The sequence below is a fragment of the Rhodococcus sp. YH3-3 genome, assembly GCF_001653035.1.
In the GTDB taxonomy this organism is placed as follows: Bacteria; Actinomycetota; Actinomycetes; order Mycobacteriales; family Mycobacteriaceae; genus Rhodococcus_F; species Rhodococcus_F qingshengii.
This window is the reverse complement of sequence record NZ_BCWH01000002.1, coordinates 40,361-54,453: the sequence shown is the minus strand read 5'-3', so window position 1 is coordinate 54,453 and position 14,093 is coordinate 40,361. Positions and strand designations below refer to the sequence as shown.

Sequence of the window (14,093 nt, the reverse complement as noted above, 5' to 3'; positions counted from 1 at the left end):
CAACGCTGAAGCTGTTGTTGCCCAATAACGGCGAGGTGCCGATCTTCGCTACGGTGGATGACATGACCGAATCTGACAGCGACAAGCTGATACACCCGACTGCAACGGCGGGTTGTGCCGGCGTCGACGTTCCGGACAGCCGGGGTCGCACCGGCCTCGACCGAACAGGTCTCGGGCTGCACGGTAATCCGAACGTCGAGGTCGAACGAGTCGAGGTCACCTCAGACGGTTGGCATGTGTTGCGTCGCAGCACCTTCACGTATCGGCGAAGGGACGGCACTCTCGAGACACAGCAACGAGAAACCTACGACCGTGGGAACGGCGCGACGATCTTGCTGTACGACCCCGAACGGCGCACCGTCCTGTTGACGAAGCAATTCCGCTTTCCCGCTTACGTCAACGCACACCCCGACGGAATGCTGATCGAGACCGCAGCCGGTTTGCTCGATGCCGACACGCCGGAAGTAGCCATTCGGCGAGAGACGAGCGAAGAGCTCGGCGTCGCGATCGGTGAGGTGCAGCATCTGTTCGATCTGTACATGAGCCCCGGATCCGTCACCGAGAGAGTGCATTTCTTCGCCGGCCGATACAGCCCGGCGGACAGAACCGGCAGTGGTGGCGGGGTGCCAGACGAAGGCGAGGACATCGAAGTCCTGGAGTTGCCGTTCGACACGGCACACGACATGATCTCCGGCGGAGAAATCGTCGACGGTAAGACGGTTATTCTTCTTCAATGGGCGGCCATGTCGAGGGCACTGACTTCGAAGTCGATTGCCTGAATTTCTATATCCTGTGCCGATGGAACCTGCTGAGTACAGCGACGCGCTGAGGTCTGTCCTCGATACCGTGTCGGCGGTAGTGAGCGATCGACTGGCTGCGATTCACCACGCGGCAACCCCGCGCACCGAAGGGATCGTCATCGATGTCTCGGTCGATCAGGACGGCGAGGGAACATTCGGCGTATGGGCACGATTCGAGGGTCCTGACGCATTCAGCCTGAATCAGCAAATCGGTGACGAGAGAGAGCTATTCGGCGTGATCTGGGGCGAGGAAGGCTGGGAACCGCCGGTTCCGCATCGACCGCGAAAGTGGTCACGTATGGAACTCGAGAAAGTTGTCGTCGGTGTCGTGGCCAAATGGATCGACGGGCTCATTCCCTCGGCCGCCACCGGACTAGCTTGGGAAGTAACGACTCCCGACGGAACTGTCGACGCTGTACCAGTGGGCGGTCGTGGACATCTGCCTCGATGAATCGCGGAAGCTGTGGGCGAGATGGAAGACCTCACCGCCACGGTTGTCGTCCAGGATCCGCCACTTGCACCGACGGATTCTAACTATTGTTGCGATGTCACCGGCCGGTCGCACCGTCGATCAGTTCGCGGAGGATGTCAGCGTGCCCGGCATGGCGTCCGGTCTCTTCGATCATGTGCACGAGCGCCCAGCGGACACTGGGAGCGGGTCGTTTCGCCCCCGGTCGCGGGATGGGCGCGGCAAGATCTGTGCATCCGTCGAGAACTGCGTTGGCACGCTCGACCGTCTCGCGATAGCGACTGACGACACCGTCCACGCTGTCTTCCGATGACGGCTGAAACGTCGCTTTCCAATCCGTCACGTTTTCTGCGAGAAACATCGATCGTTCGACAAAGGTCAAGTGAGTGACCAGCCCGAGCAAGGTTGTCCCAGACGGAACAATTGTGGTGCGCACCTGAGGTTCCGGAGCACCCTCGACCTTGGCAGCGATCGAATCACGCAAGTAGTCGAGAAACGCGCGTAGCGTATCGACCTCGCTATTTCCGGACCGGGGTGGTGGGGCATCACGGCGGCTGCGACGCGACGCTGCCATGGTGGTTCTCCTTACTCGGTGAAGAACGACATAGAGGCTTCATTCCTGGGTGGGCAGAACCGATCCTTACGAATTCACTCCGATCCCGCATCAAATTTTGCCGTTGCGGCAAAGGCAGGCTTCATCGCCGGTATCACCGCGCCGAATGCAGGTCGTGCACAAGTTGGGGCCTCCGCAACTTGCCGACCTCGAAAGGCCACCGCTGCAGCGGGTAGGCGAGACGAGCCACGAAGTAGTTGGCGTACTCGGCGACGCCGAAAGCCCACACCGCCACCACGCCCACGGCCGCGCCGGAGTGATCTGGTAGCCAGATGACAACGCCGAGAAGAGCTATCGCCAACAAGAGAACATCGAGGACCCGAAACACGCGGTAGAGCGCTGCGAGGCGGGCCGGCATCGGTGCCTGCTCGACCCAGCCTCGGGCAAGCAGCCAGTAGACACCTGCTTGTACGAGAACCACGAGCAGTGGGGCCAGCGCCGACCACAACGCAGCGGAGTCTTTCGGACCTTCGAGCCGAGGCATCACGACGCCGACAGCCACAGCGGCAAATACGGCCGCGGCCGCCAGTTCGCCAAGACCGAGGCTCAGGTACCTGCGTCGCAAACTCATTCGCCGTTGATCCACCACGTGAGAAACCATATCCGTTGATCACCGCGCAGCGGGTGCGCAGCAGCTTCGAGGCTTTGCCTGAGATCGATCAGGCTCGCAGCCAAAGGAATACGGTTCACCTCGACTTGATTCGGGCGGATCATCCGGCACGTGTTGGCAGATCCGGCGGGAAACCTTTTCTGCCTAGGCAATCCACACTAGGGCTTGACTGAAAACTAGTCCGAGATCGAGTCCACTGCTCATCCGACAAAGCCTGAAAGTGCGTCACCCGATCAGCAGTACATACATTCGTTCGCATACAGTCGGATGTGTCCCAGCGGCACCCCAGACTGGAATGTCCGCTGCGTCAACATCTGCCGATTGGGGGCTGGACGGATGGAATCGCCTGACTTACTGGGTCTGACGGTCTCACTGACGTCGTCGACGCTTATCCTCGCGTTCGTTGCTGGGCTCATGCCGCGACTCGTCGGTGATGAACCGAATCCCGTTGTCGGCATACGCACGAAGGCGACGATCTCGAGCCCCGAGGCGTGGCAATTGGCCCATCGGATTGCGTGGCCCCTTCTACGCCGGACGGTGTGGACAGCCGTAGTGGGACTGTGCATGCAGGTCGCCATCGGTGTCGTGACAGGTTTCGGATCTGTGGTGTCGGCTGTCGCCTCAACAGTCGTGTTTCTAGCGGTGCTCCTTGTCCTGCTCTGTGCAGCGTTGAAGGGCAACGCCGCGGCAAAATCGTTACGGCGCTGACCACCCGGGCCCGCATTTGTCAGAGGTGCCCTAGTTCTCCGATTTCAGTTCCCGATACGCGGTCGTTCGCGCCGGCGTGGTCCACGGTCCCGCATCTCGAGGATCGCGGCTGCCGTGGACGCGACCGTCTTGTCGTCGTCGCGTGTCAGCCGGGCGAGCGCTTCCCGGGCCGCCGCGCCGGGAATCTCAGCGAGTGCCTGCGTGATTCGCAACCTCGTCGGGGCGTCGTCAGTGCCGTCGAGCCCTGCCTGCACGGCATCGACGACCTCACCGCTTGTCGGTGAGTGCTCCGCGAGAAGACCGAGCACCTCTCCGGCCTCGACGTCGCGTCGCCCGTCGGCGACCATCTCGAGGAGAGCGGGCATCGAGACGGCCTCTCCGCGAGATCCGAGGGTGAGAGCGGCATCAGCGCGGACTATCGCGTCCGAATCATCGAGAGCTCGCTTCAGCGCCCGAGTTGCTTCCTCGGTGTGGATCCCGGAGATGGCCGACGTCGCGCGGCGTCGAACCTCGACGTCCTCCGATTCGAGCCCCTTCGTGAGACCTGCAAGGCCCGCACCTTCGGTCCTCGCCAACGCCCACTGCAACGCTCCGGCCACGTTGGCATCCTTCTCCGACAGGATGGCCTCGACGAGTGCGTCGACGGGCAACGCCGCATTCAGCTCCTGCGACAGGATCGCTTGCTGACGATGGGCAGCGAACTCGGATTCGAGTGCACGCAACAGTGAGACCATGCGTAGGACGTCGTCCCACTCCGAAGGGGCGCTGGCATCGACCCTTTCGAGTTTGGTCAGCAATTCCTCCTCCGCCGCGATCCGTTGCCGAGTGTGTTGCATGAGTTCACCCACCAAATCGGCCGGCGCGAAGTCGGGTTCGTCCAGTGCACGCTTGGCCTCGTTCAACGAGAGCCCCAACGTCCTCAAGCTCTCGACGTGGAAGAGTCGACGGATGTCGTCGGCGGAGTACTCCCGGTAACCGCCGGACGTGCGGCCCGTCGGCTTCACCAGTCCCAAGGTGTCGTAGTGACGCAGCATCCGTGTGCTGACACCACAACGCCGCGAGACCTCGCCGATCAACATCCGTCTCCCCTTCCTACGCGTCCGGGCCGATTGCCGCGACGCGCTTCGCCAACTCGTGTGAGAGTGCGAACCCACCGTCGGGGTCGTGCCAGAGTTGCTTTGTAGCATCAGCATGCGCCCGGGCACGCGGATTCGGGCTCATTCCGGCCGCGTCGAGCACCGGGAGTACAGCCTCGCCGAGCCCGGTCAGAGCACGGCTCAGACTGAGCTGCATCTGCAGTTCGCCCCGCCCGAGTTCGGTCGCCAGATCCGCTGCGAGTGCACCCTCGACTCCTGCCGGCACGAGTGCCACTGCGGCGCGCCACGCACTGCGCGCGACCTCGTCGTCCTGGTCGTGCACCAGCGCAGAGACCTCGGGCCACGCGATCGGATCGCCGATCTTGGACAAGGTGTGGAGCGCCTGACTGCGGGCTTGCGAACCATCGGACCCGAGCTCACGGATCAGCCTCGGCACCGTAATTTCGGCCGGCAAGCGGCACAATGCCCAGGTCAGCATGTCGCGGACGAAGAAGTCCGGCTCGACGGCGCACCGATCGATCAGGGCATCCGTCAGCTCAGGGTCCGGGCGCGTGCCGACAGCGAGCGCGGCGCGCAGCCGAACCGAGGGATCAGCCGCGGCCAATGCGTCGACGAGGTGAGCATTCTGCCCACCATGGTTGGTTGTGTTCACGACAACCACCTCCTTCGTCGACCATTGGAGTCCTTGTCACTGTGTCAAGGTCAAGCGTCGCTGTCTCCGACACGGGAAATATCGCCTCGGATCACACGCCGGTTGTCGATCCTGGCCGAAAGATCATCAGCACGACGACAACGACCCAGAGCAGATTGAAGATCCCCGTCGCTGTGCCCAGTCGACGGGTGAGCCGCGTTGCGACATCCACAACGGACCCGGTTCCTTCGATCGCCGCCATTGTCAGCCGTTGGGCGGGAAGCACGACCGCGGTGAGTATCACGGCGGCAACGACGGTGAGTGCGATCGAGGTGAGGATCCACAGGTCACCGAGCACTCCGAGATTGACGGCGGTGGCGACACCGAGCATCGGAACGACAACGCCGATCGTGGCATACACCCGAACGATGCGATGCAGCATGCCCGTCGTCGCAACACTGGCGCTGTCCGGATCGGCGAGCGCGGCGCGGCTCGCCACCGGGAACATACTCGCCGCCACAGCGACGGGGCCGATGGCAAGAATGGCCGCAATCACGTGGAGGGACAGCAGGATTCCGGTCATGGGATTTCTCGCGTTTCGGTACGCACAAGCGTATTCACGCAGCGTCCGGGGCGAAGGTGATTACAGGCTCGGCGCCCTTGGCCGACCACACCGTTCCACGACGCTCGTAGTCGAAGAGCGCTTCGACCTCGAGACTTATCCGGGGCCCGAGGCATCGTTCCAACAGGTACAGGCCAAGGTCGAGACCGGATGTCACACCGCCGGCGGTGATCAGGTCACCGTCGTCGACGATTCGCGCCTGGATCGGAATAACGCCGCCGGCCGCCAGTGCGTCCACGGCAAGATGGTGCGTCACGGCGCGGCGCCCTTCGAGAAGCCCCGCCATCGCCAGCGCCAAAGATCCTCCACAGACGGTCGCAACAAGAACACCAGGATCGTCGAGTGCACGCCGCATCATGACAGGCAGTTCGGTTTCCGTTGTGGCCGCGAGTCTTTCCGGCAAACTGGTGCCCGGCTGGTCCGCATCGGGTTCGAAGAGACCCGATGCTCCGGGAACGATGATCAGATCCGCGTGTTCGACATCGAGGGTTGCAGTGGCGGTCATAGCGAGTTCACCACTTCCACTCAGGACGGTCCGAGTCCCCTCCGCGCTGACGAGTTCGACACTCAACGCCCCACCGCTGGCGAGACCCCCGGCGTAGAGCACCTCGTACGGACCCACGACATCCATGGGATCGAATCCGTCGAACAACACGATCTGCGCGTGCACTGCAACCTCCGATTTTGTGCGACGCGCTCCTGTGCGCTTCGCTGTTCCTACGACAGTAGGAGGAAGTTGACCCCTGCGGCGACGGCTGAAAGCCAACCTTCGACGGCTTTCAGCCAACCTCACATATTCTGCGAAATACCAGTTGAGAGGATATTTCACGACACGAGATCGCAGAATCTCGCGCCACATACGCTACGTTTCAGACATGCATGACGTTGCAGTTCTCGCGTTGCCCGGAGTGGTGCCGATGGACCTGGCAGCACCCCTCGAAGTCTTCGGACGATGCAGGCTTCCCTCAGGCGCACCGGCGTACCGGACCGCCGTGTGCGCGCTCACCGAGGAGGTGGAGACCGGAACGTTCACGATGCGAGTACCGCACGGACTGTCACGTCTCGCCCAGGCCAGCACGATCATCGTCCCCGGTACCGCCGATCTCGACGTGCCGGTCGACGCCGAGATCATCGACGCCCTCAGATCAGCCGCAGATCGCGGCACACGCATCGCATCACTGTGCGTCGGCGCATTCACCCTCGCCGACACAGGCCTGCTCGACGGACTTCGCGCGACGACGCACTGGGCGGCTGCGTCGGAGTTGGCGCGTCGGCACCCGGCCATCGACGTCGATGCCGCCGTTCTCTACGTAGACAACGGGCACGTCCTGACTTCCGCCGGCGCCGCGGCCGCACTCGACCTGTGTCTGTACATGGTCCGTCAGGACTACGGGTCCGCGGTCGCCGCCGACACGGCGCGGCTGAGTGTGATGCCGCTCGAACGTGCCGGAGGGCAAGCACAATTCATCGTTCACGAGCCTCCCGTACCCAGCGGGACAACCCTCAGGCCGCTACTGAACTGGATGGAAGAGAACCTCGGGGAGCAACTCGACATCACGACAATCGCGGCCAAGGCAACGATGAGCACTCGCACGCTCAACCGCCGATTCCAGGAACAAATCGGTACGACGCCGTTGCAGTGGCTCCATCACGCGCGGCTCCGCCAAGCGCAATTTCTGCTCGAGACTACCGACCACTCGATCGAACGTGTTGCGGGACAAGTCGGATTCAATGCCGTCACCACGTTCCGCGAACGCTTCCGAGACCTGGTCGGCACCAGCCCACAGCGGTACCGGACACAGTTTCGAACTTCCCGCTAGCGGGCCGGTCAGCCCTTGACGTTGCCGGCAGCGGTGTTCAGAACTGTGGCGACGTCGTCGAGGATGTACGGGATGGTCAGGACCGTCAGTCCGCCGAACGCGAAGTTCTTGTCGACGCTGAAGTCCTTGGTGGATGCCGTACGCCCATCGACGATCACCGGCTGAGCTGCCACCAGTGGCTCGGCGAGGAACGCGTTCAGAGAGTCCTTGTCGTAGGCCACCACGAACAGCACGTCAGACGCAATCAGCGGCGCCTGCTCGGTGCTCAGCTCGAAGTACACGGCCTCGGGATCCTTGGCGGGATCGGCCTGCTGGATCGTCGGCTCGTTCTTCAGACCCAGCTGCTCGAGGAACTCGACACGCACGTCGGCGTTCTTACTCACCGCGAAGGTGCTCGGACTGTTCGGGAGTCCGATGGTGACGGTCTTACCTTGCAACGCAGGGTTCTTCGCAGCCGTCGCGCTGATCGCGGCGTTGGTCTTGTCGATGAGCGTGCCGGCCTCGGCCTGTTTACCCAGCGCCTGACCAGCGATGGTCACCTGGTCCTGCCACGACGCGGTCCACGGCTCGTCCTGGAAGGAAACCACCGGCGCGATCTTCGACAGTGCGTCGAATTCCTGCTGAGTGAGCCCGGAGTACGGGGCGAAGATGAGATCTGGTTCAGCCTTGGCGAACTGCTCGACAGGTGCTTCGCCCGTTCCGTCACCCGACAACAAGATCGGCTGCTCGCCACCGAGCTTGTCGAGTGCCTCGGCGTCCCACTTCAGAATGCCCTGCGCGTCGGCCCCGTACTGAGGTCCGGAGAAAGTGGGCATCGCGACCGGGACGACACCGAGCGCCAGGAGGGCGTCCTGATTGGACCATCCCCAGGTTGCGACCCGCCTGGGCTCCTCCTTGATCTCGGCCGTGCCGAGGGCCGACGTGATCGTCACCGGGAACGCGGCGTCGACTGCGGATGAAGTCCGGGTGCTGTCTTTGTCGTCGGTGCTGTCTTTGTCGCCGTTGCTGCTGCAGGCCGCCATTCCGGCCGCCAGCCCGCACGCCGCCACGACGGCTACCATCCGGCGGACACGGCTGCCACCACTTCGTCGCTCTGACAGCCCTCGTCCCAAAATTCTCGCCACGCCAGGACCTCCCGGTCGATCGACCTGCTCAGACACCCCGAGCGGGTGACGGCGCCTAACGTAGCACGAAGGTAACCCTATCCTCAGTTGTCGTGCGCTCTACTTTGCCCTCTGTCGTCGCACCATCTCCGCGATCCAGATGGGCGCAAACGGCGAGGTGCAGTTCGGTGGAGTCGGGTAATCCTCGAGCACCCGCAGTCGCTCACCGATCTCGATTGCCCGGGCGCGGTACTCGGCATGTTCGATCCCGATCTGAGCCAGGCAGTGATTCATCGCCCATTGCAGGCGGTCAGGAGCATCCTTCATCTCCGCCTCGATGACGTCGAGTAGCCCTGAAAGGTCAAGTCCCTCGGGCTTCTTCGCGACACGTTCGGTGGTCAGAGCCCACCCGGCGCTAGCGACCACAGGATCAGGGTCAGCGGTCCAGGCCACCCGCAACTCCTCGGCATGCGGGTTTTTCTTCACCACGTAATTGACGAGCCAGTCCTGCACCTTCGGAGTGCGGGCCTCTCGCAACATGACATCCAACTCGTCACGCTCGAACGCCTTCGGGCGGCAGATCAAAAGGGCCAACAATCGCGCCGCGGTATCGCCCGTCGCCCAAAGCTGTTGTGCGAGTTCCTGCTGAGTCTTCAATCGCTTCGCAACAGCGCGCAGTTTTGTGAGGTTCACACCGTGATCGTCACCGTGCTTCTCGTTCACCGCACGCGCCTTCGGATCCTCGAGAGCAGCCAACTCGTCCATCACCGCGGCAACCGTCGTTTCGGCCACTTCGTCCTCCAGTCACTACTTCTGCGATTCCCCTACAAGCAAAGCACGGGAAGGCGGGCGACCTACGTTTGAAACCTCGGTCAATGGGTACATGACTGCTCCTGAGGTGGCGGCACGTCACCATGAAGACAGGATGAACCTTGCACATGCGACGCGCCGCGAGGGCCGAGAACGTGGACGAAACCGCACGCCGCGACGAAGGCGGCGGTACGAACACTCTGACCCGGGCGATAACCGGCCCACTCCTTTTCGTGTTCATCCTCGGAGATGTTCTGGGCGCCGGTATCTACGCGTTGGTGGGCGTCATCGCCGGTGAAGTTGGTGGAGCCGTCTGGGTACCACTGCTCGTAGCGCTCGTCATGGCATTGCTGACAGCAACGTCGTATGCCGAACTGGTCACCAAATATCCGCGAGCGGGCGGCGCAGCCGTCTTCGCCCAACGGGCGTATCGGAAACCACTGATCTCGTTCCTTGTCGGCTTCTCGATGCTGGCGGCCGGCGTAACCAGTGCGGCGGGACTCGCCCTCGCCTTCTCGGGCGACTATCTCAAAGCCTTCATCGACGTCCCTACCGTTCCAGCGGCGCTCGTCTTCCTGCTCGTGGTGGGACTTCTCAATGCCAGAGGCATCAAGGAGTCGATGCGCGCCAACGTCGTCATGACAGTCGTGGAGGTCACCGGGCTCGTCCTCGTTGTCGTCCTCGCTTGCATAGTTCTCGGGCGCGGCGACGGAACCCTGAGCCGCGTCGTGGAGTTCGACGACAGCCGATCGCCTGCACTCGCGGTGCTGGCTGCGGCACTCCTCGCGTACTACTCTTTTGTCGGCTTCGAAACGTCCGCGAACGTCGCCGAAGAAGTGAAGAACGTGAGCAAGGTCTACCCACGCGCACTGTTCGGAGCATTACTGACAGCCGGCGCCGCCTATGTCCTTGTCGGCCTGGCTGTCTCGGTGGTCCTGCCCGCCGACGAACTTGCCGCATCCTCCGGGCCACTGCTGGAAGTTGTGTCAGCTGCCGACGTCGGCGTTCCGCCTCGCCTGTTCAGCCTGATCGCGTTGGTCGCCGTCGCCAACGGCGCACTGCTGACAATGATCATGGCGAGCAGGCTGACATACGGGATGGCATCGGAAGGCTTGCTCCCGAGCGTCTTCGCTCGGGTACTGCCGCAGCGACGGACCCCCTGGGTGGCGATTATCGCGACCACAGCAGTTGCCATGGCTCTCTGCGTCACCGGATCGCTGTCAGCCCTGGCGGAGACGGTGGTACTCCTGCTGCTTTTCGTATTCATCAGCACCAACATCGCCGTCCTGGTTCTGCGCCGTGACGCAGTGCAACACAAACACTTCCGAACGCCGATCATCTTCCCGATCCTCGCTCTCGGTACGTGCGTTGCGTTGCTCACCCAGCAGAGCGCTGCGACGTGGTTACGCGCATCATTACTCTTGGCCGTCGGAGTAGTGCTGTACGCCCTCTCCCACCGCCGATCCACGAAGTGAGGTGCGATGTACAGGAGCCGGTGTGATGACCGACAGTTCTGACGCGTCAGATGTAATTCAGCGTCGAGAGCGAAAGATCAACAGGCGAACCCTGACGTACGGCGTGTCAGTCGTTCTGGCTACCACGGTTTTGGTTATCGCGATCGTGTGGTTGGGCTCCCGGCGGGGCGAATGCTTCGGTACCGACACCTTGCTGTGCTCACAGAAGGATCGCCGACTGGCGGTCTTCGTCCCGAGCCTGATGTTGCTGCTCGGGACCGTGGGCGCGTTCTTGCGAGCCTCCCTGCGATTGCACCGCCTGCGGCGCCTCTACATCCGGCCGTACATGGCGTGGGCCTTGGCGGGCCTCACCCTGACGTATCTGACCGGAGCTTACTTCTTGATCGGGGTCTAGATTCTCTGAATACATCTGTTCAGCAACCAGATTGAGTCGACAGCCGCAAATCAGAATCGCGGATCGTCGATCGCAGTGAGGACTACTTCCCGCACTGACGTCGAAGACGACAAACTCGAGATCGAGCGCACCGTATCCACAACGTCATGTACCGGGACCAGAGATCCCTCTCCCCTGGCGGCAGCGACGTCTCGGGGCACGTCGAGTCCGTCTTCTGTATTGAGATATCCGAGATGAAGGACAGTCACTGCGAGTCTGTCCTTCCGATAGCCCTCTCTCAACGCGTCGGCAATGCCGTTGATCGCGAACTTCGATGCACCGAACGCAACCTCCGGCCTACCGCTTCGCGGGAGTCCCGAGGTGGACCCGGTCAAGATGATCCGAGGTCGAGGACGGCCGATCATTCTCGGGATCAGGCGCTTGAGCAGGAGAATTGTGGCCGTGATGTTGGCGTTGATCATTTCGAGCATTTCGACATCGGATTGATCTGTGAACGCATAATCGGAAGTGAAGGCATCCCCTTCCCAAATTCCGACGTTGCAGATCAGGGTATCTACACCACCGACAAGCTCCTGATCGATCGAATTCGCTGCCGTAACAGGATCGGTCAGGTCGGCTTCGATCCACTCGGAGACGTCGAACCCGTCAGGACGCCGACGCGATATGCCGAGAACTTCGTCGCCATCGCTCCTCAGACCCTCGATCAAAGCACGACCAAGACCTCGGCTCGCACCGACAACAACCGCCCTCGCCACAATTACACCCTTCGTCGTCGCTCGAACCGATCCTATCGATCCAGCCGTCGCCGGTAGTTTCGTCGAGAAGCGAGAGACTCAGATTCGCACCGTAGTGCAGCTGGACAACTACGGGCTCGCCAATATTTCAGCCAGGGCACTGGCGAACTCGCGTGCTTGGTCAGAGGTGATGGTGGAGGCGGTCACACGAAGTGCCCGGTGGCACTGACCCGGCGTCGCCGAGAACTGACTTCCGTCCCGCACGAGCCAGCCAGACTCGGCGAGTCGCTCGACAATCGGTTCGGAATCCCGATCCAGCGGAACCCAGACATTGAGTCCGTCGAAAGTGTCAGGAACCTCGATATCATGTTCTGACAGTGCAGATTTCAGAAGGGTTCGGCGGCGCTCGTAGACAGCGCGAGCATTGGCGAGGCCGTCGATCACCGTCGGATCACTCAGCAGTTCAGCACTCAAGCGCTGCTGCAGGTGACTGACCCAGTTGGCGCCCGACCGGAGATGAGTGCTCAGCCGAATGCCGGTGTCGAGGTCCGAGGCGACCACTGCCACGCGCAGGTCGGGCCCGAGAAATTTCGACACGGAACGAACAAGCGCCCACCGCGTCGTGCTCATCGGAGCGAGCCGACAGTACCGATTGCTGGACACGGCAGAGAAGTGATCGTCCTCGATTACCAGAACGTGAGGGAACTCGGCCAGGATGCTTCCGAGAATCGCCGCTCGGTCGGCGCTCATGCTGACCCCGGTGGGGTTGTGCGCACGAGGGGTGCAAATAATCGCGCGCACACCACTTTCGAGAGCACGCAGCAGCCCTTGCGGGGTAATACCCGAAGTGTCGATGTCCATCGGTACCGCTCGGAAGCTGTTGGCTTTGAGCGTTCCGATGCTCGCCAGGAAGCACGGATCCTCGATCGCGACGGCGTCACCTCGGGTCAAATGAGCGGTCAACAGTCGCTCGACCGCGTCAACGGCACCGTTGGTGATGGTGATCGAGCACGGCCTTAGAACCTCGTCCTCGATCGAGGAACGTGCCCAGGAATCGAGTAGAGGCTCGGTGGCTGCGGCGCCGTACAACCGGGGCGTGTAAGTGGTCCGGTCCAACGAGGCTCTGAGATCAGGCAGCAATGCCGGATCAGGATTTCCGCTGGCGAGATCCACGCTGCCAGGAAGAGCGATACCGCCTTCTCCTTCCAGGAACGGTATGGCTCGCACGAAGCTGCCGCGCCGGCCCTGTGTCTCCACAACTCCCGCCGCCACGAGCAAGCGATAGGCTCCGGCAACTGTGTTCCGGTGAACCTCGAGATCGTCGGCCAAGGCCCGTATGGGCGGCAACGCATCCCCTGGAGCCAGTACCCCAGCACTGATGAGATTGCGGATGCCCTCGGAAATCTCGCCCGCTGTCCCGCGGACGACATAGAGCCTCACCTGGTCCGCCACAGTGCTGGTCACAGGCTCACTCTATTAGCACATGACAAAACCTCCACGCTGTGACACATTGTCACATGACAAAAAATCTGTGAGGAGACACATGATTCTGCCCGGACAATTCCGCCTCTCCGATGACGCGGTCGCCGACTCTCTCCACGCCGGCGGATTCGGACACCTGGTCACACCGGGCCCCGAGACCCTCGAAGTCACGTCGATGCCACTGCTGTACAACGCCGAAGGAAACGTGTTGGAGGGGCATCTCGCCCGGACGAATCCGCATTGGCGATACACCGGGACATCGGAGTCTCTGGTGATCCTCCCCGGCGCCGACGCCTACGTGAGCCCCGAGTTCTACCCGAGCAAGAGCGTCCACGGGAAGGTTGTCCCGACGTGGAACTACGAAGTTCTCTACGTCTACGGCCAACTGGTTGCGCACGACGACGAGCAGTGGCTGCGTGCGCACGTCACCGCACTGACAGCTCGACATGAATCCGGCCGTGAGAACGAATGGAAGGTCACCGACGCGCCGCCGCAGTTCATCGATGCGCAGCTGCGAGGGATTGTGGGGATCGAACTGCACGTGGCCCGTGTCTACGGAAAAGCGAAGTTGAACCAAAACCGTTCCCCCGCTGATCGCTCCGGCGTCATCCGGGGTCTGGAGAAGGGCTCATTCTCCGAACGAGAGACCGCCGCAGCGATGGTCGCCGCCGGCCTCGACAACGGTTGACCGTTACGCCGTCGTCGTACGCCTTGTCTAGTCGCAC

17 protein-coding genes are annotated in these 14,093 nt (G+C 62.3%); 7 read left to right on the top strand and 10 right to left on the bottom strand.

Annotated elements, in window-relative coordinates:
• Positions 1–62 precede the first annotated feature (62 nt).
• On the top strand, positions 63–779 hold the full coding sequence (locus YH3_RS12915) for an NUDIX domain-containing protein (protein WP_064444184.1): 717 nt from the start codon (positions 63–65) through the stop codon (positions 777–779).
• A gap of 19 nt (positions 780–798) precedes the next feature.
• A complete protein-coding gene (locus tag YH3_RS12910; protein ID WP_054826715.1) occupies positions 799–1,251 on the top strand; it encodes a DUF6389 family protein in 453 nt (150 codons plus the stop codon).
• Between the two features lie 97 nt (positions 1,252–1,348).
• Here the strand turns inward: YH3_RS12910 and YH3_RS12905 are convergent, their stop codons facing one another.
• Positions 1,349–1,843: a DinB family protein gene (locus YH3_RS12905; protein ID WP_064443541.1), complete on the bottom strand. Its 495-nt coding sequence runs from the start codon at positions 1,841–1,843 to the stop codon at positions 1,349–1,351.
• A gap of 133 nt (positions 1,844–1,976) precedes the next feature.
• Entirely contained in the window at positions 1,977–2,453 is a 477-nt protein-coding gene (locus YH3_RS12900) for a hypothetical protein (protein WP_082920584.1), read from the bottom strand.
• 375 nt (positions 2,454–2,828) lie between these two features.
• Here YH3_RS12900 and YH3_RS12895 point away from each other — a divergent pair, with 375 nt between their 5' ends.
• Positions 2,829–3,200 carry an SdpI family protein gene (locus YH3_RS12895; protein WP_064443539.1) on the top strand — a complete coding sequence of 124 codons (372 nt, stop codon included), beginning with the start codon at positions 2,829–2,831 and terminating at the stop codon, positions 3,198–3,200.
• Between the two features lie 44 nt (positions 3,201–3,244).
• On the opposite strand, the gene YH3_RS12890 is transcribed toward YH3_RS12895, so the two are convergent.
• The 4 genes from YH3_RS12890 to YH3_RS12875 all read right to left on the bottom strand — a co-directional run bounded on the left by YH3_RS12890 (position 3,245) and on the right by YH3_RS12875 (position 6,220).
• Positions 3,245–4,279 (bottom strand): HEAT repeat domain-containing protein, encoded by a 1,035-nt coding sequence (locus tag YH3_RS12890; protein WP_042922925.1) that lies wholly within the window; start codon positions 4,277–4,279, stop codon positions 3,245–3,247.
• A gap of 13 nt (positions 4,280–4,292) precedes the next feature.
• The gene (locus tag YH3_RS12885) at positions 4,293–4,958 is read right to left on the bottom strand and encodes a HEAT repeat domain-containing protein (protein ID WP_185744475.1); all 666 of its coding nucleotides are present in this window, start codon (positions 4,956–4,958) and stop codon (positions 4,293–4,295) included.
• An 82-nt stretch (positions 4,959–5,040) separates the two neighbouring features.
• Positions 5,041–5,511, bottom strand: a complete 471-nt coding sequence (locus YH3_RS12880) for a DUF2269 family protein (protein ID WP_003943264.1) — start codon at positions 5,509–5,511, stop codon at positions 5,041–5,043.
• 34 nt (positions 5,512–5,545) lie between these two features.
• On the bottom strand, positions 5,546–6,220 hold the full coding sequence (locus YH3_RS12875) for a DJ-1/PfpI family protein (protein WP_064443538.1): 675 nt from the start codon (positions 6,218–6,220) through the stop codon (positions 5,546–5,548).
• A 205-nt stretch (positions 6,221–6,425) separates the two neighbouring features.
• Between YH3_RS12875 and YH3_RS12870 the strand changes: the two genes are divergently transcribed.
• Positions 6,426–7,370 carry a GlxA family transcriptional regulator gene (locus tag YH3_RS12870; protein WP_064443537.1) on the top strand — a complete coding sequence of 315 codons (945 nt, stop codon included), beginning with the start codon at positions 6,426–6,428 and terminating at the stop codon, positions 7,368–7,370.
• Between the two features lie 8 nt (positions 7,371–7,378).
• Here the strand turns inward: YH3_RS12870 and YH3_RS12865 are convergent, their stop codons facing one another.
• Both YH3_RS12865 and YH3_RS12860 read right to left on the bottom strand, forming a co-directional pair.
• Positions 7,379–8,431, bottom strand: coding sequence for an ABC transporter substrate-binding protein (locus YH3_RS12865; RefSeq protein ID WP_007735664.1), 1,053 nt, complete (start codon positions 8,429–8,431; stop codon positions 7,379–7,381).
• Between the two features lie 162 nt (positions 8,432–8,593).
• A complete protein-coding gene (locus YH3_RS12860) occupies positions 8,594–9,265 on the bottom strand; it encodes a DNA alkylation repair protein (protein WP_030537444.1) in 672 nt (223 codons plus the stop codon).
• A 146-nt stretch (positions 9,266–9,411) separates the two neighbouring features.
• Between YH3_RS12860 and YH3_RS12855 the strand changes: the two genes are divergently transcribed.
• Positions 9,412–10,758: an APC family permease gene (locus YH3_RS12855; protein ID WP_064443536.1), complete on the top strand. Its 1,347-nt coding sequence runs from the start codon at positions 9,412–9,414 to the stop codon at positions 10,756–10,758.
• A 25-nt stretch (positions 10,759–10,783) separates the two neighbouring features.
• Entirely contained in the window at positions 10,784–11,152 is a 369-nt protein-coding gene (locus YH3_RS12850; protein WP_064113535.1) for a hypothetical protein, read from the top strand.
• Positions 11,153–11,202: 50 nt separating this feature from the next.
• Here YH3_RS12850 and YH3_RS12845 read toward each other — a convergent pair whose 3' ends face one another.
• Together YH3_RS12845 and YH3_RS12840 are read right to left on the bottom strand one after the other, a co-directional pair.
• Positions 11,203–11,907 (bottom strand): SDR family oxidoreductase, encoded by a 705-nt coding sequence (locus YH3_RS12845; protein ID WP_042448150.1) that lies wholly within the window; start codon positions 11,905–11,907, stop codon positions 11,203–11,205.
• Positions 11,908–12,015: 108 nt separating this feature from the next.
• Positions 12,016–13,350, bottom strand: coding sequence for an aminotransferase class I/II-fold pyridoxal phosphate-dependent enzyme (locus YH3_RS12840; protein WP_225320193.1), 1,335 nt, complete (start codon positions 13,348–13,350; stop codon positions 12,016–12,018).
• Between the two features lie 79 nt (positions 13,351–13,429).
• On the opposite strand from YH3_RS12840, the gene YH3_RS12835 reads away from it, so the two are divergent.
• Positions 13,430–14,056, top strand: coding sequence for an FMN-binding negative transcriptional regulator (locus YH3_RS12835; protein WP_064443535.1), 627 nt, complete (start codon positions 13,430–13,432; stop codon positions 14,054–14,056).
• Positions 14,057–14,093 lie beyond the last annotated feature (37 nt).

Coding starts and splice junctions, on each gene's coding strand:
- YH3_RS12910 (WP_054826715.1), top strand. CDS start 799: ATGGAACCTGCTGAGTACAGCGACGCGCTGAGGTCTGTCCTCGATACC.
- YH3_RS12905 (WP_064443541.1), bottom strand. CDS start 1,843: ATGGCAGCGTCGCGTCGCAGCCGCCGTGATGCCCCACCACCCCGGTCC.
- YH3_RS12865 (WP_007735664.1), bottom strand. CDS start 8,431: ATGGTAGCCGTCGTGGCGGCGTGCGGGCTGGCGGCCGGAATGGCGGCC.
- YH3_RS12870 (WP_064443537.1), top strand. CDS start 6,426: ATGCATGACGTTGCAGTTCTCGCGTTGCCCGGAGTGGTGCCGATGGAC.
- YH3_RS12890 (WP_042922925.1), bottom strand. CDS start 4,279: ATGTTGATCGGCGAGGTCTCGCGGCGTTGTGGTGTCAGCACACGGATG.
- YH3_RS12895 (WP_064443539.1), top strand. CDS start 2,829: ATGGAATCGCCTGACTTACTGGGTCTGACGGTCTCACTGACGTCGTCG.
- YH3_RS12900 (WP_082920584.1), bottom strand. CDS start 2,453: ATGAGTTTGCGACGCAGGTACCTGAGCCTCGGTCTTGGCGAACTGGCG.
- YH3_RS12880 (WP_003943264.1), bottom strand. CDS start 5,511: ATGACCGGAATCCTGCTGTCCCTCCACGTGATTGCGGCCATTCTTGCC.
- YH3_RS12835 (WP_064443535.1), top strand. CDS start 13,430: ATGATTCTGCCCGGACAATTCCGCCTCTCCGATGACGCGGTCGCCGAC.
- YH3_RS12855 (WP_064443536.1), top strand. CDS start 9,412: ATGCGACGCGCCGCGAGGGCCGAGAACGTGGACGAAACCGCACGCCGC.
- YH3_RS12850 (WP_064113535.1), top strand. CDS start 10,784: ATGACCGACAGTTCTGACGCGTCAGATGTAATTCAGCGTCGAGAGCGA.
- YH3_RS12915 (WP_064444184.1), top strand. CDS start 63: ATGACCGAATCTGACAGCGACAAGCTGATACACCCGACTGCAACGGCG.